Origin of the sequence: Megasphaera hexanoica (assembly GCF_043520715.1) — a bacterium.
GTDB classification, from domain to species: Bacteria; Bacillota; Negativicutes; order Veillonellales; family Megasphaeraceae; genus Megasphaera; species Megasphaera hexanoica.
In genome coordinates this window covers 2,041,633-2,066,782 of sequence record NZ_CP171361.1, presented here as the reverse complement: position 1 = coordinate 2,066,782, position 25,150 = coordinate 2,041,633, and the positions used below count along the sequence as shown (strand labels likewise).

At 49.9% G+C, this 25,150-nt stretch carries 31 protein-coding genes and 1 pseudogene; 27 read left to right on the top strand and 5 right to left on the bottom strand.

Translation table 11 applies throughout. The features are described from left to right. The first annotated feature begins 68 nt into the window (after positions 1–68). The 14 genes and pseudogenes from rlmD to ACGTIC_RS10140 all read left to right on the top strand — a co-directional run bounded on the left by rlmD (position 69) and on the right by ACGTIC_RS10140 (position 11,067). On the top strand, positions 69–1,454 hold the full coding sequence (gene rlmD, locus ACGTIC_RS10205; protein WP_113855734.1) for a 23S rRNA (uracil(1939)-C(5))-methyltransferase RlmD: 1,386 nt from the start codon (positions 69–71) through the stop codon (positions 1,452–1,454). 357 nt (positions 1,455–1,811) lie between these two features. Beyond that, entirely contained in the window at positions 1,812–2,507 is a 696-nt protein-coding gene (locus tag ACGTIC_RS10200) for a DUF542 domain-containing protein (protein ID WP_113855735.1), read from the top strand. Positions 2,508–2,844: 337 nt separating this feature from the next. Continuing rightward, positions 2,845–2,916: a Fic family protein gene (locus tag ACGTIC_RS10195; protein WP_353885620.1), complete on the top strand. Its 72-nt coding sequence runs from the start codon at positions 2,845–2,847 to the stop codon at positions 2,914–2,916. Between the two features lie 821 nt (positions 2,917–3,737). Then, positions 3,738–4,499 (top strand): annotated as a pseudogene (gene cas1f, locus ACGTIC_RS10190) (type I-F CRISPR-associated endonuclease Cas1f); the annotation flags it as partial. A 95-nt stretch (positions 4,500–4,594) separates the two neighbouring features. Then, on the top strand, positions 4,595–5,308 hold the full coding sequence (locus ACGTIC_RS10185; protein ID WP_162816240.1) for a hypothetical protein: 714 nt from the start codon (positions 4,595–4,597) through the stop codon (positions 5,306–5,308). Positions 5,309–5,824: 516 nt separating this feature from the next. Further along, complete coding sequence (gene ylxM / locus ACGTIC_RS10180) at positions 5,825–6,154, top strand: YlxM family DNA-binding protein (RefSeq protein WP_072235719.1); 330 nt, start codon at positions 5,825–5,827, stop codon at positions 6,152–6,154. Positions 6,155–6,184: 30 nt separating this feature from the next. After that, positions 6,185–7,537 carry a signal recognition particle protein gene (gene ffh / locus ACGTIC_RS10175; protein ID WP_113855738.1) on the top strand — a complete coding sequence of 451 codons (1,353 nt, stop codon included), beginning with the start codon at positions 6,185–6,187 and terminating at the stop codon, positions 7,535–7,537. Between the two features lie 43 nt (positions 7,538–7,580). Further along, positions 7,581–7,847, top strand: coding sequence for a 30S ribosomal protein S16 (gene rpsP, locus ACGTIC_RS10170; RefSeq protein WP_059075947.1), 267 nt, complete (start codon positions 7,581–7,583; stop codon positions 7,845–7,847). A gap of 15 nt (positions 7,848–7,862) precedes the next feature. Continuing rightward, positions 7,863–8,090, top strand: coding sequence for a KH domain-containing protein (locus ACGTIC_RS10165; RefSeq protein WP_059075948.1), 228 nt, complete (start codon positions 7,863–7,865; stop codon positions 8,088–8,090). Positions 8,091–8,098: 8 nt separating this feature from the next. Then, positions 8,099–8,506: a YlqD family protein gene (locus ACGTIC_RS10160; RefSeq protein ID WP_059075949.1), complete on the top strand. Its 408-nt coding sequence runs from the start codon at positions 8,099–8,101 to the stop codon at positions 8,504–8,506. A 4-nt stretch (positions 8,507–8,510) separates the two neighbouring features. Continuing rightward, positions 8,511–9,014: a ribosome maturation factor RimM gene (rimM, locus tag ACGTIC_RS10155; protein ID WP_059076027.1), complete on the top strand. Its 504-nt coding sequence runs from the start codon at positions 8,511–8,513 to the stop codon at positions 9,012–9,014. After that, positions 9,011–9,748, top strand: a complete 738-nt coding sequence (trmD, locus tag ACGTIC_RS10150; RefSeq protein WP_059075950.1) for a tRNA (guanosine(37)-N1)-methyltransferase TrmD — start codon at positions 9,011–9,013, stop codon at positions 9,746–9,748. The genes rimM and trmD overlap by 4 nt, the downstream gene beginning before the upstream one ends. After that, positions 9,745–10,317, top strand: a complete 573-nt coding sequence (locus ACGTIC_RS10145; RefSeq protein WP_113855739.1) for an RNA methyltransferase — start codon at positions 9,745–9,747, stop codon at positions 10,315–10,317. Before trmD ends, ACGTIC_RS10145 begins: the two co-directional genes overlap by 4 nt. A gap of 15 nt (positions 10,318–10,332) precedes the next feature. Then, positions 10,333–11,067, top strand: a complete 735-nt coding sequence (locus ACGTIC_RS10140) for a YebC/PmpR family DNA-binding transcriptional regulator (protein ID WP_113855740.1) — start codon at positions 10,333–10,335, stop codon at positions 11,065–11,067. Positions 11,068–11,199: 132 nt separating this feature from the next. Here the strand turns inward: ACGTIC_RS10140 and ACGTIC_RS10135 are convergent, their stop codons facing one another. Both ACGTIC_RS10135 and ACGTIC_RS10130 read right to left on the bottom strand, forming a co-directional pair. Then, on the bottom strand, positions 11,200–11,808 hold the full coding sequence (locus ACGTIC_RS10135) for a hypothetical protein (protein WP_162816241.1): 609 nt from the start codon (positions 11,806–11,808) through the stop codon (positions 11,200–11,202). Continuing rightward, the gene (locus ACGTIC_RS10130; protein WP_113855742.1) at positions 11,789–12,316 is read right to left on the bottom strand and encodes a GNAT family N-acetyltransferase; all 528 of its coding nucleotides are present in this window, start codon (positions 12,314–12,316) and stop codon (positions 11,789–11,791) included. Before ACGTIC_RS10130 ends, ACGTIC_RS10135 begins: the two co-directional genes overlap by 20 nt. A 185-nt stretch (positions 12,317–12,501) precedes the next feature. On the opposite strand from ACGTIC_RS10130, the gene ACGTIC_RS10125 reads away from it, so the two are divergent. The 4 genes from ACGTIC_RS10125 (at position 12,502) to ACGTIC_RS10110 (ending at position 15,790) form a co-directional block, all read left to right on the top strand. After that, a complete protein-coding gene (locus ACGTIC_RS10125; protein WP_113855743.1) occupies positions 12,502–13,134 on the top strand; it encodes a GTP pyrophosphokinase family protein in 633 nt (210 codons plus the stop codon). Next, the gene (locus ACGTIC_RS10120) at positions 13,134–13,802 is read left to right on the top strand and encodes a response regulator transcription factor (protein WP_113855744.1); all 669 of its coding nucleotides are present in this window, start codon (positions 13,134–13,136) and stop codon (positions 13,800–13,802) included. The genes ACGTIC_RS10125 and ACGTIC_RS10120 overlap by 1 nt, the downstream gene beginning before the upstream one ends. Before the next feature lies 1 nt (position 13,803). Next, positions 13,804–15,087, top strand: coding sequence for a HAMP domain-containing sensor histidine kinase (locus ACGTIC_RS10115; RefSeq protein ID WP_075581156.1), 1,284 nt, complete (start codon positions 13,804–13,806; stop codon positions 15,085–15,087). A gap of 67 nt (positions 15,088–15,154) precedes the next feature. After that, complete coding sequence (locus ACGTIC_RS10110) at positions 15,155–15,790, top strand: class II aldolase/adducin family protein (RefSeq protein ID WP_113855745.1); 636 nt, start codon at positions 15,155–15,157, stop codon at positions 15,788–15,790. Between the two features lie 69 nt (positions 15,791–15,859). Here the strand turns inward: ACGTIC_RS10110 and ACGTIC_RS10105 are convergent, their stop codons facing one another. From ACGTIC_RS10105 to ACGTIC_RS10095, 3 genes are all read right to left on the bottom strand, one after another. Continuing rightward, entirely contained in the window at positions 15,860–16,864 is a 1,005-nt protein-coding gene (locus ACGTIC_RS10105; RefSeq protein WP_113855746.1) for an inorganic phosphate transporter, read from the bottom strand. Further along, on the bottom strand, positions 16,857–17,483 hold the full coding sequence (locus tag ACGTIC_RS10100; RefSeq protein WP_059075960.1) for a DUF47 domain-containing protein: 627 nt from the start codon (positions 17,481–17,483) through the stop codon (positions 16,857–16,859). The genes ACGTIC_RS10105 and ACGTIC_RS10100 overlap by 8 nt, the downstream gene beginning before the upstream one ends. A 214-nt stretch (positions 17,484–17,697) precedes the next feature. Then, positions 17,698–17,973: a hypothetical protein gene (locus ACGTIC_RS10095; protein WP_059075961.1), complete on the bottom strand. Its 276-nt coding sequence runs from the start codon at positions 17,971–17,973 to the stop codon at positions 17,698–17,700. Between the two features lie 188 nt (positions 17,974–18,161). Here ACGTIC_RS10095 and ACGTIC_RS10090 point away from each other — a divergent pair, with 188 nt between their 5' ends. The 9 genes from ACGTIC_RS10090 (at position 18,162) to ACGTIC_RS10050 (ending at position 25,089) form a co-directional block, all read left to right on the top strand. Next, the gene (locus tag ACGTIC_RS10090) at positions 18,162–19,292 is read left to right on the top strand and encodes a hypothetical protein (RefSeq protein ID WP_113855747.1); all 1,131 of its coding nucleotides are present in this window, start codon (positions 18,162–18,164) and stop codon (positions 19,290–19,292) included. Beyond that, a complete protein-coding gene (locus ACGTIC_RS10085) occupies positions 19,282–19,521 on the top strand; it encodes a hypothetical protein (protein ID WP_059075963.1) in 240 nt (79 codons plus the stop codon). Before ACGTIC_RS10090 ends, ACGTIC_RS10085 begins: the two co-directional genes overlap by 11 nt. Position 19,522: 1 nt before the next feature. Continuing rightward, the gene (locus ACGTIC_RS10080) at positions 19,523–20,068 is read left to right on the top strand and encodes an NUDIX domain-containing protein (RefSeq protein WP_113855748.1); all 546 of its coding nucleotides are present in this window, start codon (positions 19,523–19,525) and stop codon (positions 20,066–20,068) included. Positions 20,069–20,156: 88 nt separating this feature from the next. Then, positions 20,157–20,717 carry a phosphoribosyltransferase family protein gene (locus tag ACGTIC_RS10075; RefSeq protein ID WP_059075965.1) on the top strand — a complete coding sequence of 187 codons (561 nt, stop codon included), beginning with the start codon at positions 20,157–20,159 and terminating at the stop codon, positions 20,715–20,717. 101 nt (positions 20,718–20,818) lie between these two features. Further along, positions 20,819–21,031, top strand: coding sequence for a 50S ribosomal protein L31 (gene rpmE, locus ACGTIC_RS10070; RefSeq protein WP_059075966.1), 213 nt, complete (start codon positions 20,819–20,821; stop codon positions 21,029–21,031). 69 nt (positions 21,032–21,100) lie between these two features. Then, the gene (locus tag ACGTIC_RS10065) at positions 21,101–22,054 is read left to right on the top strand and encodes a DUF1385 domain-containing protein (RefSeq protein WP_113855749.1); all 954 of its coding nucleotides are present in this window, start codon (positions 21,101–21,103) and stop codon (positions 22,052–22,054) included. A 34-nt stretch (positions 22,055–22,088) separates the two neighbouring features. Further along, positions 22,089–23,174, top strand: coding sequence for a peptide chain release factor 1 (prfA, locus tag ACGTIC_RS10060; protein WP_113855750.1), 1,086 nt, complete (start codon positions 22,089–22,091; stop codon positions 23,172–23,174). After that, entirely contained in the window at positions 23,167–24,027 is an 861-nt protein-coding gene (gene prmC, locus ACGTIC_RS10055) for a peptide chain release factor N(5)-glutamine methyltransferase (protein WP_113855751.1), read from the top strand. The genes prfA and prmC overlap by 8 nt, the downstream gene beginning before the upstream one ends. 6 nt (positions 24,028–24,033) lie before the next feature. Continuing rightward, positions 24,034–25,089 carry an L-threonylcarbamoyladenylate synthase gene (locus ACGTIC_RS10050; protein WP_113855752.1) on the top strand — a complete coding sequence of 352 codons (1,056 nt, stop codon included), beginning with the start codon at positions 24,034–24,036 and terminating at the stop codon, positions 25,087–25,089. Positions 25,090–25,150 lie beyond the last annotated feature (61 nt).

The following is a 25,150-nucleotide window of genomic DNA, read 5'->3' as shown; positions in this document are numbered from 1 at the left end:
CTCTCCGGCAAGGATAGAGCATACCGTTACCTGCGGAGAGGCTTTCGTATATCCGGGAAAGGATCTATATGAAGGAAAAACATGCGATTCCCGTACAAAAAGGGAAAATCTACGAAGTCCCCGTTCTCCGGCTGGGCACCAGCGGGGAAGGTGTCGGGCGATATGAGAATTTCACCATATTCATACCCCGGGCGCTGCCGGGAGAAACCGTCCGGGCACGGATCCAGCTGATCAAAAAGAACTATGCCATAGCGGAACTGACCGGAATCGTCACGGCTTCACCGGACCGTATCAAGCCGCACTGTCCCGTCTATGATCAGTGTGGCGGCTGTCAGCTGCAGCACATGAGTTATGAAGGAGAACTAAAGGAAAAACGCCAGCAGGTAGAAGACGCCATCGTCCGTATCGGCCATCTCAGCCATGTCCCCGTACTTCCCGTACTGGGTGCGCCGTCTCCCTGGCACTACCGCAATAAAATGCAGTTTCCTGTCGCGGCAGCCGGCAGGGGAAAAGTCGCCATCGGCTGCTTTGCCGCTTCTACCCACAAAGTCATCGACGTGGCCGACTGTGCCATCCAGAAGGAAGACAACAACGCCATCATCCGTGTCGTCCGCCAATGGATGAAAGACTTCAAGATACCGGCCTACGACGAAGATGCCCGGACGGGCATTGTCCGCCACATCATGGGCCGGGTCGGCGTCCATACGGGAGAAATCATGGTCTGCCTGGTCACGGCCGGCGATATGGTGCCCCACATGAAAGACCTGGTACAGCGCCTGCGCCGTGACATCCCGGACATTACCAGCATCGTCCAGAACGTCAACACCCGTCATACCAACGTCATACTGGGACCTAAGACCCGCACCATATACGGCAGCGATACGATTCACGATTCCATCGGGACGCTGACCTTCCACATTTCAGCCCAGTCCTTTTTCCAGGTCAACAGCGAACAGGCCCAGCGGCTTTACGAACAGGCCCTGGACTTTGCCAACCTGAAGGGAAATGAAACCGTAGCCGACGTGTACTGCGGCACCGGGACGATTACCCTGTTCCTGGCCCGGAAAGCCAGACAGGTCTACGGCATCGAAATCGTCGCCCCGGCCATCCGCGACGCCGTCCGCAACGCCCGGGACAATCACGTGAAAAATGCCGAATTCATCCTCGGTGACGCCGTCTATAAACTGCCGGAACTCATCCGGGAAGGCGTCCGTCCCGGCGTCATCGTCCTCGACCCGCCCCGGGCCGGCTGCGGTGAACCGGTCCTCAAAGCCATCGCCCAGAGCAAACCCAAACGCGTCGTCTACGTCTCCTGCAACCCGGCTACCCTGGCCCGCGACCTGGCCTACCTGGACCAGCACGGCTACCAGACCGTCAAAGTACAGCCCGTGGACATGTTCCCCAGGACTCATCACGTCGAGTGCGTGGCTTTGCTGACGAGAGCTCACTCATAACTTCAAACTTAAAAGGCGCTGTCTTCATGCGACAGCGCCTTTTTCGGACTCAAATGCGGCGTTTTGTGCGCCGTTCGTCATAAATTTCAGCTGTGCATAGGATTCACGCGGGACGCCCGCCGCTGCTGTCCATTCTGATAACCGCTCTGCACCTGGCGGGCCGAAAGGCTTTGGGCGTCCCCCTGCGAAATCTCATACAGGCGATGGAAAAGGATGGAGACCGCAAAAAAAGCAGCCATATAAGAATATTTCTATGTTGCAAATACGACGGATACCCCTGCCGCTATCTGTTATACTCAAGATGTTCCAAGAAACCAATGCATGAAAATAGATTATGCGAGAAAAGGAAGCGATACTATGATTACGAAAGACATGACCTTAGCTGACGTTGTAAAAGCCCATCCGAATACGATTGGATTCCTTAATGGCTTGCATCTTGATTACTGCTGTGGCGGCCATGACCCCATTGCCATGGCTGTCCGCGAAAAGGGCCTGGACGTGGATAAATTCCTGGCCGAACTCAATCAGGTAGCTGCCAAAAAAGCGACACAGCGGGACGTCCATGACGATATCGAAGCGTTCAAGACGCTTAAAGTCACGGAGATGCTTGACGATTTGGAAGCGACGCATCACGTTACAGACCGCAGACTCATGGCTGAAACAGAAGAACTCCTCAACAAGATCCTTATCGTCCATTATCAGCATCATGGTAAAATGCTCACGCGCCTTCATCATCTCTATGCCGGCCTGAAAGCAGAACTGGAAGAACATTTTGCCAAGGAAGAACAGCTCGTGTTCCCGCTGATGCGCCAGCATCCGCATCCGGACAGCCAGACGCTGGCACTTATCCAGGATCTGGAAACGGAGCATACCGGTGCCGGCGACGTCATCAAAGAAATCCAGGAACTGACGGATAACTTCACGCCGCCAGCAGATGCTTGCCCGACCTTCCGCCACACGTATGTTGTCATGGAACAGCTCTTTGACGACATCTTCATCCATATCTTCAAGGAAAACTCCATCGCCTTCCCTGAATACGCCGAACAAGTCTAACGATAAGAAAAAAATCACCTGTTTCAAAGGTCTGATTCGGATCTTTGAGACAGGTGATTTAAAATACAAAAATAGTCGCTCAATAATTTAATGACAAATTTTGATGAGGTTTTTCCAAGTCGGGGTAAATCCCATAGTAAGCATTACACCTTTTCAGCTTCAAGGAGAAATTTTATGAAAACATTTCTTAAGTTACGATTATTATTTGTTTACGAAAGATTCGCGTCTAGAGGAAAGACAGAAAACTTCTTGACATTAACTTCAGAAATAAAAATATTGAAGGGCAACGCTTTTATTGAAGGGTAACGCTTTTGTGATGTATAAATAAAATTGTTATATTAATGCAGGGAAGATTGAAATGACGATACCTGATAAGCCGAACAGTAGAAATCAGAAATATAAAAAGTGAACATTAAAGATTGAAAAGCGGGACATTGGAGACGAAAATCGTGTATTGAAAAGAGAAAGCCGAACATTCAATATACAATTTTGATTGCAACAATAGATATGTCAGGACGATGGGACTTCGGACATATTCCCTCAGAGCGAAGCCTTGAAAAAAAGGTGGTTTTCAGACAAAAACACACATTGACCAATTCCCGCGGACGAACGCAAATCTGGCTATACACTCGACATCAAGATGAACCAATCGAGCCGTGTCGAGAACGTAGCATTGCTGACGAGGGCGCATTAATTGAATCAACAATCGAAAGAGTGAGGTATAGATTACTACTTGACTCCAGCCTTGGAGCTGGGAATTATTGAGATGACCATTCCGGAAAACCGAAAAGCCGTAACCAGAAGTACAGGAAAAAATAACTTGGTCGCTAACCAACCAAGAAAAGCGACTAAGATAACGACTAATTTATGAAAGTTTTTACCATCGCCTTTACCACTAAAGATACCGTTGACATTGCCGAGTACTTTGGCGTGGAAATGGAGAACAACGTAAATAAGAGTAACCTGCCGCACAGGCAGCTTAGAGAAACAGAAACGACATGGTCTGCTTATGCTTTAGTAAAAATATTTTCCGTCATCTTGGGATACGAATGTAATAGTTATGATGACTATATGGCCCCGCTGTGGTGTGCCTGCTATGACTATGTGGAAATACACCAGAACGTGTCCCCTGGGACAGCCACTACACACAAGCACACAGGCAGTGTGTTATTTTTATTGCACTTTTGAAAACGTGATTAACGGATTGTACACTATGATAAAGGTGATGTCATGATAAGAACAGAAATTGAAGCATCGAATTTAAAAGTCATCTTGCATTCCAAGAGAGCGAATATCTATTACTTGGAAAAGTGCCGGGTCATGCAGAAGGATGGACGCGTGCTTTATCTGACGGAAGGTAAACGCGAAAATCAATATTGGAATATACCGATTGCCAATACGACGGTGCTGCTGTTGGGAACAGGTACATCCATCACGCAGGCAGCCATACGGATGCTGTCTATGGCTGGCGTCATGGTCGGATTTTGCGGTAGTGGTGGAACACCGTTGCTCTCTGGTGTCGAAATTGAATGGCTCAGTCCTCAGAGCGAATACCGGCCAACAGAATATGTGCAGGGATGGCTTTCTTTTTGGTTTCAGGAAGACAAGCGGTTGGCAGCGGCAAAAGAATTCCAACTAAAGAGATGCCAGTTCATCGAGCAGGTCTGGCAGAAAGATCGAGACTTGCAAAGCTGGGGATTCTATGCAGATGACGATGATATTCAGTCGGCTATGCATCGTTTCCAGCGGGTCATCCGGCAAGCCGTGGATATCAAACAATTGTTGGCCGGTGAGGCAATCTTTACGAAATCGCTTTATAAATATGCGAGCGAACACGTTGATATGCCAGATTTTGTTCGCCTTCATGATGCTCCTGCGGGAGATAAGGCCAATATCTTCTTGAATCACGGCAATTACCTGGCCTATGGTCTGGCTGCGGTCACCCTCTGGATTTTAGGGATACCGCATGGCTTTGCCGTCATGCATGGAAAAGCACGGCGGTGTCCTGCCGCTGGATTCGCTCTCGTAATCGCAGCCAACTCCTCTGGGTGGTGGGAAACCGCGACAAATTCAATGAAGAAGGCCTGGTGCCGGTCAATACAACGCGAAAAAATATCCTGCATAATGAATGGAAAGGTGGTTGGCCGTATCTGTCCCTGCTCAAAGCAGTGGTAGCTGTTGCAGCCCTTTTTCATGATTGGGGAAAATCATCCGATCACTTCCAGAAAAAACTGCGGTTATCATCGTTGGAAAAAGACCCATATCGCCATGAGTGGGTCTCTTGTCAATTGTTGGCGGCTGTAGCGGATATCAGTGGTGACACACAGGATGATGATGCTTGGATGCATCTCTTCTTGGAAGGAATGTTGAAAAAGACAACCTTGAAGAACGAGATGAAGAAGCATAGTGATCAGGCAGATGCATTGCCGAAGATGCCGCCAATCATGTGTTTTTCTTTTTCAAAAGGGTTCCTGTTGGATGATGACGACTGGAATAAGGCTGTTAAAAAATGGATGGCCCGTCTGCTCCGGGAAAAAGCACAGCTGCAGCAGCTCTGTACTAATTCAAGCCTGGCTTTGCGTACGCTCCTTCTATATGCGCGGGAAGCCTTGATGCTGGCAGACCATTTCGTCTCTTCATGTGTTATCACAGCCGTCAGGTTTTGCTGCTCCGCCATGAGCAGGAAGCGTATCTCGATTATGTTCTGCGCCGTAAGCAAGAGAAGGGAGAGCGAGTCGTTTTTCAAGATAACGTTCTTCGTACTCATTTGGATAGGGGTCAAAAGCAGCGGTGTATCATAGGGCTTAGAAAAGAGAGTTTTATAATTTTTATAGTATTAATATTACAACATGAGTCGTGATATTTCCGTTGATGTATGATGTTTTTGAGCGGCAATATACCGTTCAAAGGAGGCTCGTTTCCACGGATGGCTCATGGTCTAAGGCAAAGATGGATTCTCCTTAGGAATCCTCATCAATCGATGGGGATTTTTTGCATTGATAGGTGAACACAGTACGCCTATCGGTAAAGATTTCATGTTGCATTCGTTTCTTTTTTGCTTTGGTTGCTTTGGGAGACAGGATGTACCGGTTTCATTCATGGATAGTTCTACCTTTCTGATAGGAATCCCTCCCCTTATATTTATAATGATAAAGAAGAGAGATTATATCATAAATTGGGGACATTTTCATCTGTGGTCTATTGAGACAATATCATATGTGGTTTATATTATGCTAACTGCCAAGTAAAAGTACTTGACAGTTAGCGTTGCTTACGGTATACTAGCAAAGTACGAATTCACACGGGGCGGTGAGGCGATGATTGAAGATGTTGTACGCAAGGGCAGACTTCTTGATATTTACGGGCCGCTTTTGACAGAACGGCAGCGCCGTTGCATGGAGATGTATTTTAATCTGGACCTGTCCCTCAGTGAAATCGGAGAAGAGCTTCATATTTCGCGGCAGGGGGCCTACGATATGCTCAACCGGGCGTCCCGGTCGCTGGAAGGATATGAATCGAGACTGGGCCTGCTTGCCCGTACAGATGCCATCCGGGAGAAAATCGATACGGCTGTATCGCTGTTGGAGTCTGGCACAGAGTCGGCGCAGGAACAGGCAGAACATATATTGAAAGACATTGAATTGTAATGTGCGTAAATCAGAAAGGGAGGTCCATCAATGGCATTTGAGAGTTTGTCCGAACGGTTTCAGGCTGCATTCAAAAAACTACGCGGCAAGGGAAAGCTTTCTGAAGAAGATGTCAGTGAAGCGCTAAAAGAGATGCGCCGTGCCCTCCTGGAAGCGGATGTCAATTTCGCCGTTACCAAGGACTTCATCAAGCGGGTCCGGGAAAAGGCAGTCGGCGAAGAAGTATTTGGCAGTCTGAATGCATCGCAGACGGTCATTAAGATTGTCCGTGATGAACTGGCCGAACTCCTCGGTGGCACGCAGAGCCGTATCGCCATGGCCAGTAAACCACCTACCATTATTATGCTGGTAGGGCTGCAGGGCGCCGGCAAGACGACGACGGCGGCCAAACTGGCCAGAAAGCTGCATGGCCAGGGCAAGAACCCGCTTTTGGTCGCGGCAGACGTATACCGTCCGGCGGCTATTACACAGTTACAGGTGCTGGGTCAGGATCTGGATATTCCCGTCTATACGGAAGAAGGGAGCAAAGATCCCGTTGCTATTTCCCAGCATGCCATACCATATGCCCTGAGTCATCTGAAAGATGTGGTCATCATCGATACGGCAGGGCGGCTTCATGTCAATGAAACGCTCATGGATGAACTGGTCCATATCAAGGAACAGGTCAAGCCCCATGAAATCCTGCTCGTCGTCGATGCCATGACAGGCCAGGACGCTGTGACGGCAGCATCTGCCTTCGATCAGGCGCTGGGCATTGATGGCATCATCATGACCAAGCTCGACGGTGACGCCCGTGGTGGTGCGGCCCTTTCCATCAAGGCCGTGACGGGTAAACCCATCAAGTTCATTGGCGTCAGCGAAAAGTTGGACGGCCTGGAAGAATTCCATCCCGACCGGTATGCATCGCGTATCCTCGACCTGGGCGATGTGGAAACGATCATCGAAAAGGCGCAGGCTGCTTTTGACGAAGAGTCGATGGCCAATATGAAAAAGGCCATGAAGAGCAATAGCTTTACCTTTGATGATTTCCTGGCCCAGCTGAACATGGTCAAGAAGATGGGGAACATGAGCAGTCTGGTCAGCTTGATCCCCGGGATTGGCAAATATAAGAAAGAAATTGATAAAATCGATATGGATGGCAAGGAATTCAAGCGGATTGAAGCCATCATCCAGTCTATGACAGCCCAGGAACGGGCCAGTGCCAATCCGAAACTGCTCATCAAAGACAGCCGCAAACGCCGTATTGCCAAAGGAAGCGGCACGCGGGTGCAGGATGTAAACCGCCTCATCAAGCAGTTTACGGATATGCAGAAGATGATGAAGCAGGCCAAGAAAATGCAGAAGAACAAACGACGGGGCTTCTTGCCACGTCTTCCCTTTTAGAGGCTTCTCATGAAGCGACAGTCCATATAAGGAGGTGATTTTCATGATTAAAATTCGTTTAGCTCGTTTAGGCGCAAAGAAAAAACCGATCTACCGCGTCGTTGTAGCTGATTCCCACGATGCCCGTAAAAACGGTCGTCCTGTTGCTACTCTGGGCATGTACGATCCGGCCAAAGGCGCTGACTGCCTGACTGTAGACGCAGAAGCAGCTCTGTCCTGGCTCGGCAAAGGCGCACAGCCGACTGATACCATTCGTTCTCTCTTCAAAAAAGCCGGTATCATGGCTCAGTTTGAAGCATCCAAAAAGTAAGTGAGGCTGGATACGATGGAAGAATTGATTGCTTGTATTGCCCGGTCTCTGGTAAAGAAACCGGAAGCAGTAACAGTTACAAAGATTCAAAAGAAAGGCCTCGAAGTCTATCAGCTTCATGTAGCCCCGGAAGATATGGGCAAGGTCATTGGCAAACAAGGCAAGATTGCCAAGGCCCTGCGCCTTGTCGTCAAGGCGGCTGCAGTGAAGGCTAACAAAAAAGTATCAGTGGATATCGTATAGGAGGAACCATGGATCAGATTACGTTGCGTGTACCGGTGACTGTCAAGTCCAAAGTTACACAGGCACTGAAAGACAAAATCATCAGAAATGCTGATCAGGCGTTGAGCGATATCGATCGTGAAGCTCAGAACCTGGAATTCCAGGCTAAGCGCATGATGACCGAACAGGCCAAAATCGACGCACAGGGTTTGATATCTCTTCGTGCACAAGTGGAAGAACAGAAGCAGCACATTGCCGCTGCCAAAGCGAAAGCCCAGCACGAACGCGAACAGGCGGAACAGCTCGAAATCGGCTCCGAAATCCGGCAGGGAACGCTCGAACAGACGGTCGTTGTCAAAGTCGGAGACGATCTGGGCAAACTCATGGGCACGGAAATCTTGCTCGAAGACGACAAGATCATTGCCTTCCGCCAGTAATACGATGACGGGTATGGATCTCTATACTATCGGTCAAATAGTTGCCCCGCACGGTGTGCGGGGTGATGTTCGTATTTATCCCGATACGGATTTTCCCGAACGATTCCTGCATATGAAATACGGGTACATCGACGGCAAGCGCTATGAAGTCAAGGCGGCACGGTTCCATAAACATGTCGTCCTGATGAAGTTTGCCGGTGTCGATGACCGTAATGCAGCGGAACTTCTGGTACACAAGGAATTGCAGGTGCCAAGGGAAGATCTGATGCCGCTGAAAGAAGGGCAGTACTATGTCTTTGATATCATCGGCATAGCTGTCTACAACCTGGAAGGCAGGCTGCTGGGGAAAGTGACGGACGTTCTGAAGACAGGAAGCAATGACGTTTACGTGGTAAACGATGACGCCGGCAATGAGCTTCTATTAGCTGTCATTCCTGAAGTAATACGCTCTGTGGATATCAAAGCGAAGAAGATGGTGGTAAATCCGCCAGAATGGATTGACGAATGAGAATCGATATAATTTCCTTATTTCCTGAATTTATAGAGGCTTTCTATCAGCATAGCATCATCGGCCGCGCACGGGCACAGGGACTCCTGGAGCTCGATGTGACTAATCCCAGGAGTTTTGTCTATGACCGGCACCGCATGGTGGATGACACCATTTATGGCGGTGGCTGTGGCATGCTGATGAAGGCAGGCCCGTTGTTTGCAGCCGTAGAATCGGTGCGCAGAGATGTGCCCCGGCGGCGTGTCATCCTCATGGGACCGGCCGGCTCGACCTTTAATCAGGCCAAGGCGCGTGAGCTGGCTGCTTATGACCAGCTCATTTTGTTGTGCGGTCATTATGAGGGTGTCGATTACCGGGTAGAGCAGTATCTGGCTGATGAAACGATTTCCATCGGCGATTTCGTCGTGACAGGCGGTGAAATGCCGGCTATGATCATCACCGATGCCGTAGCCCGCATGATTCCCGGTGTCCTGGGGTCAGCTGGCAGTGCTTCGGATGATTCGTTTTATCATTCCCTGCTGGAATACCCGCAATACACGAAGCCGGCCGTATTTCGCGGCCATGCCGTTCCAGAAGTGCTGCGCAATGGCAATCATGCTAAAATTGCAGCCTGGCGCCGTGAACAGTCACTGCGCCGTACGGTGGCCAAAAGACCGGATCTTCTACAGGGTTGCTCTCTTTCGGATACAGACCGCATGATACTGGAACGCATACAGAAGGAAACGGAATTATGAAATCATCACTGTATATCGGGCTCGTTCACTACCCGATTTATGATAAAAACTTCAACGTCATTGCTACGGCCATTACGAATTATGATCTCCATGATATTTCCCGGTCGGCCCGCACTTATGGCGTAAAAAAATATTTCATTATCCACCATGTCGAAGCACAACTGGACATGGTGCGTAAGATTATCGATTTCTGGCGCAGCCCTGTAGGAAAGAATTATAATTCGTATCGTACGGAAGCCCTTGACATTCTCGACATCCGTCCTTCCATCGGGGCGGCTGTCCAGGCTGTCACCGATGCAGAAGGAAAAAAGCCTTATGTTGTGACGACCGATGCCAGGACGTACGCCAATACGATTTCCTACAAGGACCTCCGACGCAAGAGAGAAGAAGAAGATACTCCTGTCCTGCTGCTCCTTGGTACGGGATATGGCATGACAAAAGAAACGATGGAACAATTTGATTTTATCCTGGAACCAATTTATGGTGCAGGGGATTACAATCATCTCTCCGTTCGTTCGGCTGCGGCGATTATTCTGGATCGTCTTGCCGGCGAGGACTGGTGGAACTAAAGAGGAGGAACTAAGATGTCCGGACATTCAAAATGGGCGAATATTAAACGTAAAAAAGGTAAAAACGATGCGATCCGTGGCAAGATTACGACAAAAATCAGCCGCGAAATCACGATTGCCGTCCGTATGGGCGGAGCAGACCCGACGGGTAATATGCGCCTGAAACTGGCTCTGCAGAAGGCAAAAGAAAACAATATTCCGAAGGATAATATCAAACGGGCTATCCAGAAGGGCGCCGGCGCAACGGAAGGCCAGAATTATGAAGAAATCACCTATGAAGGCTATGGCCCGGCTGGCGTTGCCGTTACGGTCAATGTCCTCACAGATAACCGCAACCGTGCAGCAGCCGCTGTCCGTCATGAATTCAGCAAACACGGTGGAAACCTCGGTGAAACCGGGTGTGTATCGTGGATGTTCAAAAATGAAGGTATTTTCATCGTGTCCAAGGAAAACGCGACGGAAGACCAGCTGATGGAAGTCGCTCTCGATGCCGGTGCCGATGATGTTAAGACCGGTGATGAAGAATTTGAAATCATTACCTCGCCGGAAGCCTTTGATAATGTAGAAAAGGCGCTGGCAGACAGCGGTATCGAAACAGAACATGCCCAGATCACGATGGTTCCGGATAATACCATTGCTCTCGGCGCTGAAGATGCCAAGAAACTGGAAAACCTCATCGATGCCCTCGATGAAATCGATGACGTCCAGGACGTATACCATAACGGGGAACTTCCCGACGAAGAAGAATAATAAAAAATTACAGCTTGCAGACCATATCTGCAAGCTGTTTTGCATGACAGGGGGATGCTGTGTGAAACACGGCATCCTTTATTTATCGAGGCTTATTCATACATAGCTGAAAACGCATCCTGCATCGGGAAGCTAATACGTTGTAAACGTTTGCAGACACTGGCGCATAGCCGGAAGATATGGTTCTTTCGTTTGGGCATCGGCCGTCAGTGTCAGGATATACAGGCTGTTTCCCCATAAAAGAAGGTAGCGTTCGGTGTACAGGTCGATGATCTGATCCCCCAGGTAGAACCGTTGTGTATAGGTCAGACGGGATGCCTGATGGGTGCCGATATGAGTCATACCCGTGTGGATGTCCTGGACGGTATGATCCGTTTTCAATACGCGCCGGTAGGCTTCCCAGCTTTGTTTCAGATAGGCTTTTTGCTTGCCCGGGGATATGGGCTGACTTCGCTTTTCTTCCGAAATCTGGATGCAGAGCCGGCCCTCTGGCTGTACGGCTGCCAAGTGTATTTCCGGACGGGGCGGCGTAGTCAGGGCAAAGCCAGCGGGAAGCTGCAGGGAGATGCCCAGCCCGTCATCCTTCCATTCCCGGGCAGCCGGAGAGGACGGCATGCCCTGAGTCACTGCCGGCTGATGTGCGGTGGCAGCGGCTGGCCAGACTGTCAGGACAGCGATACAAAGGCAAAGGGCCAACAGCCATGATCCGATGAGATGCACCTTAATCCAGTTTCTTTTCATAATAGCGTAACGTAACAGGCAATATTCCATTTAGCATAGCCTTTCCTGTGCTGACTAGTTCAAATCCCATATTTTCATAGAGGTGGCTTGCGGGAATATTATCAATATTCGTATCGAGGCGCATGACCGTACATCCCTGGGAACGGGCCTGGTCCAGGGCAAACTGTACCATCTGCCGTCCGATGCCGTGGCGGCTGTGACCGGGAAGGACGCAGAGCGTATGCAGTACCAGTACGTGTGCGGAATCTGCCGGATATCGCCAGGGCTGGGAAGCAAATTCGTCGTCCTGATGGTGATTGAGGAGCATACTGGCCAGGAGCGTGCCCTCTTCATCGCGCAGTACGTACAGCCAGCCTTCAGCAACTCCCCGTTCAGCTACGGCACGGGTTGGATACGTTCCCCGCAGCCAGTGTGTCCTGTCGCGATGGGAATCGAAATAATCGAACAAGGCTTCATAGCTCCGGGCTACGTCATCGATGTCACTGGCTGCGGCTTTTTTTATCGTCATAGGTCTTCATCCTTTCTGTTAGTAGATACTTTCAGCATAGGGGCTTTCCCGGCAGATGTCAAGCAGATGTGGTACAATAGAAAGAGAAAACGTTGTAACTGTGACGAAATTGTGATGGCCGGCACATGGCATTTCACGGTTCGGTCTGGTATACTAAATCATTATAGTGATAAAAGGGTGAGTACATGGGAACAGATATATACGGCATATACAGGACTTCGCTGGAACAGGTCATGGAAACACTGGTCCGGGAAATCCGGGCGTATAGTGAACGGGAAAAGGCCCGCACGGGTTCGACGATTTATGAACACTTGCTGTACCGCATAAAAACAGACAGTAGTATGCGCGGCAAATGTGACCGGAAAGGACTGCCGCAGACAGAACGCTCGGCATTATATGACATTCACGACGCTATCGGGCTGCGGATCGTCTGCCGGTTTATCGACGATATTTATACCAATATTAATTACTTACGCCAGTTGCCTCAGGTAGAGGTAGTAGAGGAGAAGGATTATGTCCGCCATGCCAAGCCCAACGGATATCGCAGCTATCATCTGATCCTGGCCGTGACGACACCGTTTACCGATGTGCTGGGACACAACCCGGGGCGCTACTTTGCGGAAATACAGCTTCGCACACTGGCGATGGATTCCTGGGCCAGCCTGGAACATGAAATGAAATATAAAAAACATATCCAGAATCCGGAAATGATCAGTCGCGAGTTGAAACGCTGTGCCGATGAACTGGCTTCGTGTGATTTATCCATGCAGACCATACGGAATCTGATTCGTGCAGATAACACAGGAGGGAAATCGTAATGAAAATCTTACTGGCAGAAGACGAAAAAGATATGTCGGCTGCACTGGTTGCCATACTGACCCATTCGGGGTATGAAGTCGATCCTGTCTATGATGGAGAGGCGGCAGTCCGCATGGCACAGAGCCATTCCTATGATTGTATGGTGTTTGACATTATGATGCCCAAACTGGACGGGGTACAGGCGCTGCAGCAGATCCGTGATGGCGGCGATGTGACGCCGGTTATTATGCTGACTGCCAAATCAGAAGTATCGGACCGTATCAACGGACTGGATGCCGGAGCGGACGATTATCTGACCAAGCCTTTTGCCATGGCTGAATTACTGGCCCGTCTGCGGGCCATGACACGGCGTTCGACGGCATTTACACCACAGAAACTGCAGACTGGTTCCGTGTCTCTGGACGTGGCGGAACAGGAATTGTGCAGTACCAATGCAGTCCGCCTTTCGGCCAAAGAAACGAAACTCATGCAGTTATTGATGATGAATGCCCATAAGGATCTGACAACTAGTGATATCCTCAGCCGCGTCTGGCCTGATGAGGACGAAGATGAAAAAATTGTCTGGATTTACATTTCCTATCTTAAAGAAAAATTAGCGGCTATCGATGCCGATATTACGATCCGGGGCGATGAAGGAGGTCCCTTCTGCCTCATGCAGGAGTCCTGATATGAGTATGATTAAAAAGATGCACCGGAAGTTTATCCTGGCCGGTACTGCCGCTGTCATCATCATCGTAGTCGGAGCACTGGCCGTCCTCAATGCTATCGTGTATATGCATGAAATAAGGGAGATCGACTGGATTATAACTTCTATTGCTGAAAATGACGGAACGCTGCCGGATGGACGGCAGATTCATCGTGATGCAGGCTGGTCAGCCGTCGATAAAGTACTGCTGGACGGTGATGACTGGATTTCCAGTACACCCGATTTTCTCTACCAGGTACGATATTTTTCTGTCTACTGGGATGCAGACCAGACTGTGTCCCGTGTCGATATCAGTCATACCGCTGCTTTTGATGCTTCTTCAGCAATTGTCTATGCTGACATGGCATCCCGCCTTTCCAGTGATAAAGGTTTCCTCAATAAAGATAAGGCCGTTTATGCCTATCTCAGGAAGGACTATCCCGATGGGTCCCGGCTGCTCATTGTACTGGACAGCACGAAAAATATCATGTCCATCAATCATATGCTGCGCTATTCCTTCTGGTTTGGTCTGATTGTCATTGTTCTGTATGTAATCATTCTGGCGGCTTTGTCCAGCCTGGCCGTCCGGCCTTTTGTCCGCAATATGGAAAACCAGAAACGGTTTATTACCAATGCCGGCCACGAATTAAAAACACCGATTGCCATCATTTCGGCCAATGCTGAGACTATTGAGATGCTCAACGGCAAGAGTCAGTGGACGGACAATATTTTAAAACAGGTCCGGCGCCAGTCACAGCTGATCAATGATTTGATCATGCTGGCAAAAAGGGGCGAACGTTCCCGGGCAGATATAACGCTGCAGGATATAGATATTTCTCATGAAATCCAGTCGGCTGTCCAATCTTTCGATGCTCTGGCCAAAGACCAGGGAAAGATGCTCGTGCCACGCATAAAAGAGGGAATCCATGTCGTGGCGGATCAGCGCTGTGTCTATGAAATCGCCAGTATCCTTCTCGATAATGCCGTTAAGTATTGCGATGAAGCAGGAACGATTACCGTGACTCTGACGACGAAGAAAATCGGCAAGGGGGCTGTACTGACCGTCTCTAATGATTTTGCCGGTGGAAAGGGCGTCGATTATACGAGGTTTTTCGAACGTTTCTATCGGGGGGATGAATCGCACAGCAGTGCCAAAGCCGGATACGGTATCGGCCTGTCTATGGCGGAAGAACTGGTACGGCTGTTGAAAGGCTCTATCAATGTTTCGTATAAGAATGGCGTCATCACCTTTACGGTGACACTTTGATTTTTTACTATCATACGGACTTTGTGATATGATTGAGATATCTTTTAGGAAAGAACAGGTGAATGGTATGGATACAAAGGATACAAAAAAACAACTATGCCGCATCGGCTGGAAGATGAAGGAAGGCGGGCTGGTCGTAGCCTGCGATGGTAATATCAGTTATCGCCGCGATGACGGCCTGATTGTCATCACGCCTTCCGGTGTGCCAAAGGGAGAACTCAGGCCGTCCGATCTGCTGCTCATCGACATGCAGGGGCATATCGTAAAAGGAAAAGGCAAGGCGTCGTCCGAAACGAGCCTTCATCTGGAAATCTATAAGGCTCGTCCTGATGTGAAAGCCATCGTCCACTGCCATCCTGTGACGGCTACGGCTGTATCAGTGGCAGGATTGGAATTTCCCAGTCAGGTCGTAACGGAAGGGCGGGATTTCCTCGGACCGGTCATAACCGTGCCTTTTGCCGAACCGGGATCAATGGATCTGGCCGTCAAGTGTGCCCAGGGATTGAAGAAAGTCAATGTCATCCTCATGGCAAGTCATGGGGCTTGTGCCGTAGGTACGAACCTCAACCAGGCATTTTATCGAATGGAAACGCTGGAATCAGTGGCTAAAATATACCGCAATGCCATGACTTTCCATGCAGCCTATCGCGTAATCCATGAAGAAGGACAGGTACATAGCCTGGCTGATGTATTTACCTTATAAGACATAAAAAAACAGGGACCGTCCCATGATATGCGTTCATGGAACAGTTCCTGTTTTTTGTTTGAGGTTTTAGACGACGGCAAAGAAGACATAACGGATGATGAGGAAGGCGAGTGCTCCCATGACGGCCGTGCAGGGGATGGTAAGGACCCAGGCAGAAACCATCTGGCGCGCTACGTTCCAGTGAACGGCTTTAACGCGCTGGGCAGCGCCCACACCCATGATAGATCCGGATACGACATGGGTCGTCGATACGGGCAGGTGAAGCAGCGTGGCCGTAAAGATAACAACTGCCGAGTTGAGATCGGCAGCAAATCCGTGGATGGGATGCATCTTGAAAATTTTGCCGCCTACCGTACGGATGATTTTCCAGCCGCCTACACTGGTTCCCAGGGCCATGGCGGCAGCGCAGAGCAGTTTGACGATAGTAGGAACTTCCAGTGTTTCGATGAATCCGCCAGAAAGCAGGGCCAGTGTAATGATCCCCATCGATTTCTGGGCATCATTGGATCCGTGGGAAAAGGCCATGAGAGCAGCGGACAGGATCTGCAGCCTGTTGGCCGTCAGGTTGACGACGGCCGGACGGTAATTATGGCAGAAGGCAAAGAGGAGATTCATAATAATATAACCGACGACGATGGCGGTTATAGGAGACAGGATAAGGGAGAGGAAAATCTTCAATATGCCCCAACCGTTGAGGGCACCGAAACCGACAGAAATGGCAACGGCGCCAATCATGCCGCCTATAAGAGCGTGAGAAGAGCTGGACGGCATGCCGACGTACCAGGTCAGGAGATTCCATATGATGGCTCCTGTCAGGCCGGACACGATAATCAGTTCATTGATCATACTGGCCGATATGACGATATCGCCGCCAATCGTTTTGGCAACGCCTGTAGAAATCATGGCACCGATAAAGTTCAGGATAGCCGTACCGATGATAGCCAGGCCGGGCCGGATTGCCCGTGTCGATACGCAGGTAGCGATGGCATTGGCTGTATCGTGGAAGCCGTTGATGAAATCAAAAATCAGGGCCAGAACGACGACGAGGATAATCATGTACGTATCAAGCATACTTCATAACCACTCCTTTGATCAGGTTACCCAGTGCTTCTACTTTATCCGCTGTTTCTTCGATGGACGCCATCGTATCTTTCCAGCGGATGACATCCAGAAGCGGCATTTCCCCGCTGAAAATACGGGACATTTCTGCCCGGTAGATATGGTCTACTTCTGTTTCCATCTTGTTGAGCTTTTCCGTATGGTAAATGAGTTCTGCCTGGTGTTTGTCGATATTCTTTAACAATTCAAAGGTGCTGGCCAGTTCATTTCCCATATCGATGAGGACTTCCGTACCACGCACGGCAGCCGGCGTCGATTGGGTAATATGGTACATATCGACGCGCATGATAAAGCCGTGGAGGTTGTCGATACAGTCTTCCAGCCGGCAGGACAGATTGTAAAAATCTTCTCTGTCGATCGGCGTGATAAATACGCGGGCCAATTGTTTGATGACATCAAAATTGACTTTGTCTGCCCCGTGTTCCAGATTGGTAATTTCTTCCATATGATCCGGCAGGAGTGACAGGTCTTTCATGACTTCGTTGGCGATGACGGCGCCGCGCCGGAATTTCTCGGCATTTTCGATGAGATAGTCAAAAAATTCTTCGTGTTTATTGCTGATGCTGAACATGTAAGGTACGCCTCCTAATATACTCTTTTCAAAGTATACGTATACTTTGTCAGTCCTGTGTAAATACTTTGTAAAAATCATGTAAATTTAAAGGAAGTATTTACTACTTATTTACTACTATTTTACCATGCTTTACCAGCTCTTGACATGTATACAAGGAGAAAAATAGAAAAAAATAACTGACAACCGGAAAAATTCCAGCTGTCAGTTATTATTAGTGAATCATAGTCGTTACGAGGAGGGCCAGATGATTGATTCCCTGGGGAACGCAGGCCGGGACATAGGTTACGATGAGTGCCGTAGAGGCCAGACCTACAACCGTCAGCCAGGCTTCGCAGTCGCTGCCCCAGATATATTCGCCAAGTTTGACGCAAGCGCCGCCGATAGCTACCAAAGCAGTAAGCATGGCTAACGTTGCCACGGGACTGCCGGGATAGAGATGGCTCAGTACAAGAAGTACGAACAGACCTATTACAATCAGATTTTTCATCAAATATTTCCCCCTCAATATTTATAATGGCTATATTATAGCTATGAGATTGGGTGCAGTCAATTACTAATGATTATTTCTTCGTATCAATACTGCAAGTATAAAATGTGTTATGTGACTAGTTCAAATCTCTATGATTTGCTATAATTAAAAACTGGGAATGAATCAGGGGAGAAGGTTGAACATCGATGAGCTGGCTGAAAAAACAATTAGGAAAAGTAAAGACCAGTTTAACCCAGAAGGCACGTCCGGATACAGATCATGTTCTGGATGACATACGGGCGTATACGGCTGAACCGGCCGATGGCCTGCCTGAATACGACCGCCTGCTGACGGTATTACGGAACAGTGCGTCTGAATTGGTAGTGTACTCCCGCTTTGAGGCTGATGCGAAATCCTTATGGAATTTGTCTTATGGAGGGTCGTTGGCTGAAGCCGATAAGATTAGCTTTATTTATACGCAGATTCCTATTATTTGTGACAGCATAGAACGTCATCTGTATATGGTACGGACAGCCCGGCAGGCGAAAGCCTCGTATTTTGAAAACCATGAGAGTACCCGGAAGAAAATAGAAAAGCGCAATCTCGCTCTGTACAGTGTCCGAAAGGCCCTTAAAGAGGCTGTGTCGTATGTCCGGGACAGGGAAAATGAATACGACCGCGACTGGGCCGGCAGGAAGTATGTGCCCCTGGATGATATGACGGAAACGGAAGATTTTTACCAGCGCCTCCTGAAGGGTATCCGTAATTTTACGACGTGGCAGCCCGTGTTTGCCAAACTGGATGACGCTGCCAGCTTTGCCCATACCTTGGCCGGATATGAAGAGTCGGCACAAAAAGCCGAATCTTTCTGGCTGGACTGGCGGGAACGATGCCGGTCTTACTTTACGGAACGGGCAGATCTGTCCCGGGAACGCCGGCAGTTCATGAAGGACGAAGAAGAGTACGAACATTCCGGCCTGTGGGGGCGCAAGCCTGTCTTTGATTTCAGCCGCCGCGGTCATCATCTGGAACAGCACCGGGAAGAGCTGGAAGACTGGGAAGACCGCCTGGAAGAGGACTGGTATGACCTGCAGAAAGACTATAAGGGCTATTGCAACCGGATACTCGATATCTGTGATGAGCTTTGTGAGTATGTCGTCGTTCTGGAAGATTGTCTGGAAGAGGAAAAGGAATCCAATATCCGCAGTGGTGAGAAACTGGAAGCCGATTATGAAACCGGCCATGAAGACATATGCCGCCTCGACGAGGAATATGAACGGGTAAAGGTCGTATTAAATACATTAGAAACGCTGGGAGGAACAGCTTATGGAGTTTGAGGAAATACCAAAACGGCGGAAAATACAGGATTTCTTTCCTGAAGAACCACCCCGCCCCAGGCGCAGGACACGGATAGAGGAAACAAAGCAGAAGCGGCATAAAGTCGATACGTATCTCGACGATGCGGATTGGCAGTCTCTGCAGCGCTATTGTGAAGAAGCGGATGAAAAACCATCGGTATTACTGCGCCGCCTGTTACGGCAATTTTTGAAAGAAGAGAAGGGATAAAATGGAACGTCTGGATATTTATGACTACCGTGGCGTGTCTACGGGAAGGACTATCGACCGCAGCCAGGAAGATACACTGTCTGACGGGGAATACTTCCTCATTGTCCACGTCTGTATTTTCGATCATGCCGGGCGTCTTCTCATCCAGCAGCGGCGGAAGCCGGGAGATCCGCTGGATGGATGTTGGGATCTGACTGTTGCTGGGCATGTACACAGTGGCGAATCGAGCCAGGCAGCGGCCATGAGGGAGGTGCGCGAGGAGATAGGACTTTCTGTTGATCTTACCGGGCAGGCACCGCTCATGCGGCTCCGGTTCCATCACGGGTTTGACGATATTTATGTCGTCATAGCCGATGTTCCCTTGTCGTCCCTGCACCTGCAGGATGCAGAAGTCCGGGCTGCCCGCTATGCTGCCTGTGACGAGGTGCTCCATATGATTCACCGGCAGCAGTTCCTGCCTTATATGGACAGCTTTATTGAAGCATTGTACGATATGCGCTGTTCCAATGGTTTCATCCGCAGCGATGCACCGTCCGATTTACAGTGAACGGGTAATCTGGCGGAATCACTCTGGCCACCAGAATGAAGAAAGGGTATAATGAAAATATAAGAACTCTAAAAATGAGGTGTGTAATATGGCAAAGAACTATTATGAATTGCACGTAGCCGGCTGTACACGGCAGCTTCCCATCATCAAATTAAATGACGACCTGGCTATTGCCGGTTTTGTTATCCTGGGAGATGTAGATATCGTATCGGCTACGGCAAGGGAACTGGTTAAAAAAATGCCTGCCGATACAGACGTCATCATGACTGCCGAAACAAAGGGAATTCCCCTGGCCCATGAAATGGCGCGTCTGAGCGGCATGAAACAATATGTCGTGGCCCGGAAATCGGTTAAAGCATATATGGATGATCCCATCTGGGTAGAAGATGAATCCATAACGACAGCAGGCAAACAGCGCCTGTACCTTTCGGCTGCTGACGTGGCGCTCATGCGCGGTAAAAAGGTCCTCCTCGTCGATGATGTCATCAGCACGGGCGGATCGATGAAAGCTCTGAAGGCGCTGGCTGAAAAAGCCGGGGCTCATATTGCCGGACAGGCGGCTATCCTGGCTGAAGGGGATGCGGCAAAACGGGAAGATATCATTTATCTGGCACCGCTTCCCCTTTTGAAACCGGAGGATGCAGAATAATTCTATGGGAATAACGGATATTTTCCCTTGCATTTCCCGGGCCTTTATGCTAAACTAGTCTAGCATAGGTTTTGTATGATAGATGAGAAGAGGTGTAAATTTTGAAAGAAGGAATTCATCCGAAATACTACAGCAACGCCAAAGTAACGTGTGCTTGTGGTAATACATTCGAAACAGGTTCAACTAAACCGGAACTGCGTGTTGAAATTTGCTCTAAATGCCATCCGTTCTTTACGGGCCAGCAGCGTGCTCAGCAGGCTCGTGGCCGTATCGAACAGTTCAATAAACGTTATGGTAAAAAAGCTAGTAAATAAGCAGTACAAGTGTGCAGCAGAGCAGAAATGCTCTGCTCTATTTGTTTGTGTGGAAATGGGGTGTGCCTTTTGAATAAACCCACTACGTATGTAGGAGGCCAGGCTGTCATAGAGGGGGTCATGATGCGGGGGCCGAAATATATTGCTACAGCAGTGCGGACGCCGTCCGGCCAGATTACGGTCAAAAAAGATGAAGTACATTCATTGTGTGAACGGTACCCGATTTTGAAGAAACCCCTGCTGCGCGGTACGATTGCCTTGTATGAATCTCTGGTATATGGCATGAAATGCCTGTCCTATTCTGCCCAGGCTGCCGGCGAAGAAGAAGAGGAACTGTCCCGCCCGCAGATGATGGCAACGATGGCTTTTTCGATTGTATTGGCCATTGTCATTTTTCTCCTCATTCCGACGTATGGCGCCAAATTCATACCGGGTGTCATGGACAGCGCCGTCCGCCTGAACATTGTGGAAGGCGTATTACGGCTGCTTATCTTCTTATTGTATATATGGGGCATTTCCCTTACGAGCGATATCCGCCGTGTCTATGAATATCACGGCGCTGAACATAAAACTATCTGGACCTACGAAGCAGGAGAAGAACTGACCGTTGATAATGTCAAAAAACACAGCCGTCTTCATCCGCGCTGCGGTACTAATTTTCTGCTCATCGTCATGGTCGTCTCTATTTTTGTCTTTGCCTTCCTGGGGTGGCCAAATCTGGCCGAACGGGTGGTATCACGGATTCTTTTAATGCCTGTCGTGGCTGGTATCAGTTATGAAATGATCCGCATAGCAGCGCGGACGGAAAATCCGCTTGTCCAGGCAATTTTTAAGCCGGGCCTGTATCTCCAGTATCTGACGACGCGGGAACCTCATGCGGATCAGATTGAAGTGGCTATTGAAGCGATGAATGCTGCCAAGCCGGAAGATCATACGGAAACGCCGGATGGTGAAACTGCCACCGTAACGATTACGCCGGCTGAACCCGGCGAAGGAGAAACGTCCCGGGCCGAATCAGCGTAACTCCGGGATGTGGTAACGAAAGAGAGGAATTTACGTGTTTATTGATAAAGTGCAGGCTGTTGAAAATAAATTTATGGATCTGGAACAACGCATCAGTGACCCGTCGGTCATTGCCCGCCAGGAAGAATGGCAGAAGCTGACACGGGAACATGCGTCGCTGTCCCCGATAGTAGAGGCATACCGTCAGTACAAACAGGTGACGGAACAAATCCGGGACGACCGGGAATTATTGAAAGATCCGGAAAGTGATGCCGAAATCATCGCCATGGCCAAAGAGGAAGTAGCGGATTTGGAAAAGAAGCAGGCCGGACTGGAAGAAGAGCTGCATGTCCTCATGCTGCCCAAAGACCCGCGGGACGATAAAAACGTCATCATGGAAATCCGTGGCGGAGCCGGCGGTGACGAAGCAGCCCTGTTTGCGGGAGATTTGTTCCGCATGTATATGAAATACATCGAAAAACAGCCTGGCTGGAAGGCGAGTATCATCAGTTCCAATGCTCCTGAACTGGGCGGTTTCAAAGAAGTTATTTTTTCCGTTGAAGGCCATGGCGTATATGGCAAACTGAAATATGAATCAGGTGTACACCGTGTGCAGCGTGTACCTGTTACGGAAGCCGGCGGCCGCATTCATACGTCTACCGCTACGGTAGCCGTACTGCCGGAAGCGGAAGATGTGGAAATCGATCTGAATATGGATGATGTCCGCGTCGATTATTTCCGATCCAGCGGGGCCGGCGGTCAGCACGTCAATAAGACGAGTTCGGCTGTCCGCATGACCCATATGCCGACGGGAATTGTTGTCGAATGCCAGGACGAACGGTCCCAACTGGAAAACCGGGCCAAGGCCATGCGCGTACTGAAGGCGCGCCTGTTGGACAAAGCCCAGCAGGAAGCCGATGCAGAAGTGACGGAAGCACGGCGCAGCCAGGTCGGTACGGGCGACCGGAGCGAACGGATCCGGACATATAATTTCCCGCAGGGGCGGGTAACGGATCACCGCATCAATCTGACGTTGTACAAGCTGGAAAACGTCCTCAACGGGGACCTGGATGAATTCATTCAGGCTCTGGCGGAAGCGCACCGGGCAGAACTGATGAAAGAAGAATCAGAAAATGAGTAAGTTGTGGACCATAGGGGCACTTCTCACCTGGACGACGCAGTTTTTTTCATCGAAGGGCATTGATTCGCCGCGGCTGGATGCGGAAATCCTCCTCTCCCACGTATTGAAGAAGGAACGGATTTATCTCTATGCACACTACGATGAACCGATGACAACAGAAGAACTGGCTTCCTACCGGGAACTGGTCAAAAAACGGGCTGACCGGTTGTCCGTGGCACATATTTTGGGAGAAAGGTCTTTTATGGGACTGGATTTCCTGGTCAATGAAAACGTGCTGATTCCCCGTCCGGAAACAGAAATGCTCGTCGAAACCGTATGGGAGCAGCTGGAACCGGAAGCGGAGGCACGGATCCTCGACATAGGCACGGGAAGCGGGGCCATCTTGTTGAGTCTGCTCCACGAAAGGCCACAGTGCCAGGGGCTGGGTGTCGATATTTCAGAAAAGGCGCTGGCTGTTGCCCGGAAAAATGGGGAACGGCTGGGGCTTTCAGACAGGGTAAGCTGGCAGGTAAGCAATCTGTTTGCATCGGTACCGCCGTCTGTCTATGACTGGGTCGTATCCAATCCCCCTTATCTGACGGCAGATGATATGAACCATTTGCAGCCGGAAGTGCGCCATGACCCCCGGCAGGCCTTGTTTGGAGGCAAAGACGGGCTTGACTATTACCGCCGTATAGCCCGCGATGCCATGCCGTATGTGAAAGTAGACGGGTTTTGTGCCGTCGAATGTGGGGCCGGACAGAGCCGGGATGTTGCCTCGATTTTTACGGCGTCAGGTCATTTCGTATTACAAAAAATAGTAAAGGATTACGGCGGCATCGAACGGGTCGTCGTATTCCAGCGAAAAGAGTAGATCAGTGTGAAACAGACAAAAATAGTCCGCATAACAGACGTAGAAAAAGATAAGGATATATTGGAAGAAGCTGGCCGCATCATCCGGGATGGCGGCATCGTCGTATTCCCGACAGAAACGGTTTATGGTATCGGAGCCAACGGTCTCAATGCCGACTGCTGCCGCAGTATTTACGCCGCCAAAGGGCGTCCCAGCGACAACCCGCTCATCCTGACCGTTCCGGACCAGGAGGCAGCTCATGAGGTAGCCGCGTACGTTTCGCCGACGGCTCAGAAGCTGCTCGATGCGTTCTGGCCGGGGCCTCTCACCATTATCTTCCCACGTAAATCCTGTGTGCCCGATGCCGCCACGGGAGGACTGGATACCGTCGCTTTACGTTGCCCGGACCATGATATTGCCCATGCGTTCCTCAAGGCGGCCGGTGTACCTGTCGCGGCTCCCAGCGCCAACCGGTCCGGCCGGCCCAGCCCGACGACAGCCGAAGAAGTCGCCCACGATATGGATGGACGGGTCGATATGATCATCGATGGAGGTCCCTGTCATATCGGTGTCGAATCGACTATTGTCGAATGCCACGATGATGATACGGTTACAATTCTTCGTCCCGGCGGAGTGACCCTGCCGATGCTGGAAGAAGTCGTGGGAAAAGGAAAGGTCGATGTAGACCGTCACATCATTACAGGGAAAGGCGTACCTAAAGCACCGGGCATGAAATACCGCCATTATGCGCCGTCGGCTCCGGTAACGGTTTACGTGGGCTCTGTAGAACACGTACGGAAGGCTATGGAACAACAGGCGTTGGAACTTACGGCCCAGGGAAAGAAAGTAGGCTTTCTGGTGAGCCGGCAGACGGCCGAAGCATTTCCCAAAGATGCCATGTACATCTGGGGAGACCATGATGACAAGGCAGCCCTGGCAGCCCAGCTGTATACGGGCCTTTTGTTCTTTGACAGTGTCCATGTAGATCATATCCTGGCCGAAGGTACTGATGAAGAAGGCCTGGGAATGGCTATTATGAACCGCATGAAGAAATCTGCCGGCGGAGATGTCCGTTCCGTTTAAGGAAGAACGCTTTATTTTTCTGTCCTGTCAGAGTATAATAAATAAGAAAAGCAAAGGTGTC

Excerpts from the sequence above, each read along its gene's own strand:
- ACGTIC_RS10200 (WP_113855735.1), top strand. The coding sequence starts at position 1,812 with ATGATTACGAAAGACATGACCTTAGCTGACGTTGTAAAAGCCCATCCG.
- ACGTIC_RS10080 (WP_113855748.1), top strand. The coding sequence starts at position 19,523 with ATGGAACGTCTGGATATTTATGACTACCGTGGCGTGTCTACGGGAAGG.
- ACGTIC_RS10140 (WP_113855740.1), top strand. The coding sequence starts at position 10,333 with ATGTCCGGACATTCAAAATGGGCGAATATTAAACGTAAAAAAGGTAAA.
- ACGTIC_RS10100 (WP_059075960.1), bottom strand. The coding sequence starts at position 17,483 with ATGTTCAGCATCAGCAATAAACACGAAGAATTTTTTGACTATCTCATC.
- rlmD (WP_113855734.1), top strand. The coding sequence starts at position 69 with ATGAAGGAAAAACATGCGATTCCCGTACAAAAAGGGAAAATCTACGAA.
- ACGTIC_RS10165 (WP_059075948.1), top strand. The coding sequence starts at position 7,863 with ATGGAAGAATTGATTGCTTGTATTGCCCGGTCTCTGGTAAAGAAACCG.
- ACGTIC_RS10075 (WP_059075965.1), top strand. The coding sequence starts at position 20,157 with ATGGCAAAGAACTATTATGAATTGCACGTAGCCGGCTGTACACGGCAG.
- trmD (WP_059075950.1), top strand. The coding sequence starts at position 9,011 with ATGAGAATCGATATAATTTCCTTATTTCCTGAATTTATAGAGGCTTTC.
- ACGTIC_RS10130 (WP_113855742.1), bottom strand. The coding sequence starts at position 12,316 with ATGACGATAAAAAAAGCCGCAGCCAGTGACATCGATGACGTAGCCCGG.
- ACGTIC_RS10110 (WP_113855745.1), top strand. The coding sequence starts at position 15,155 with ATGGATACAAAGGATACAAAAAAACAACTATGCCGCATCGGCTGGAAG.
- ffh (WP_113855738.1), top strand. The coding sequence starts at position 6,185 with ATGGCATTTGAGAGTTTGTCCGAACGGTTTCAGGCTGCATTCAAAAAA.
- ACGTIC_RS10160 (WP_059075949.1), top strand. The coding sequence starts at position 8,099 with ATGGATCAGATTACGTTGCGTGTACCGGTGACTGTCAAGTCCAAAGTT.
- ACGTIC_RS10135 (WP_162816241.1), bottom strand. The coding sequence starts at position 11,808 with ATGAAAAGAAACTGGATTAAGGTGCATCTCATCGGATCATGGCTGTTG.
- ACGTIC_RS10085 (WP_059075963.1), top strand. The coding sequence starts at position 19,282 with ATGGAGTTTGAGGAAATACCAAAACGGCGGAAAATACAGGATTTCTTT.
- rimM (WP_059076027.1), top strand. The coding sequence starts at position 8,511 with ATGACGGGTATGGATCTCTATACTATCGGTCAAATAGTTGCCCCGCAC.
- ACGTIC_RS10145 (WP_113855739.1), top strand. The coding sequence starts at position 9,745 with ATGAAATCATCACTGTATATCGGGCTCGTTCACTACCCGATTTATGAT.
- ACGTIC_RS10095 (WP_059075961.1), bottom strand. The coding sequence starts at position 17,973 with ATGAAAAATCTGATTGTAATAGGTCTGTTCGTACTTCTTGTACTGAGC.
- rpsP (WP_059075947.1), top strand. The coding sequence starts at position 7,581 with ATGATTAAAATTCGTTTAGCTCGTTTAGGCGCAAAGAAAAAACCGATC.
- ACGTIC_RS10125 (WP_113855743.1), top strand. The coding sequence starts at position 12,502 with ATGGGAACAGATATATACGGCATATACAGGACTTCGCTGGAACAGGTC.
- ACGTIC_RS10090 (WP_113855747.1), top strand. The coding sequence starts at position 18,162 with ATGAGCTGGCTGAAAAAACAATTAGGAAAAGTAAAGACCAGTTTAACC.
- ACGTIC_RS10105 (WP_113855746.1), bottom strand. The coding sequence starts at position 16,864 with ATGCTTGATACGTACATGATTATCCTCGTCGTCGTTCTGGCCCTGATT.
- ACGTIC_RS10120 (WP_113855744.1), top strand. The coding sequence starts at position 13,134 with ATGAAAATCTTACTGGCAGAAGACGAAAAAGATATGTCGGCTGCACTG.
- ACGTIC_RS10115 (WP_075581156.1), top strand. The coding sequence starts at position 13,804 with ATGAGTATGATTAAAAAGATGCACCGGAAGTTTATCCTGGCCGGTACT.
- prmC (WP_113855751.1), top strand. The coding sequence starts at position 23,167 with ATGAGTAAGTTGTGGACCATAGGGGCACTTCTCACCTGGACGACGCAG.
- ylxM (WP_072235719.1), top strand. The coding sequence starts at position 5,825 with ATGATTGAAGATGTTGTACGCAAGGGCAGACTTCTTGATATTTACGGG.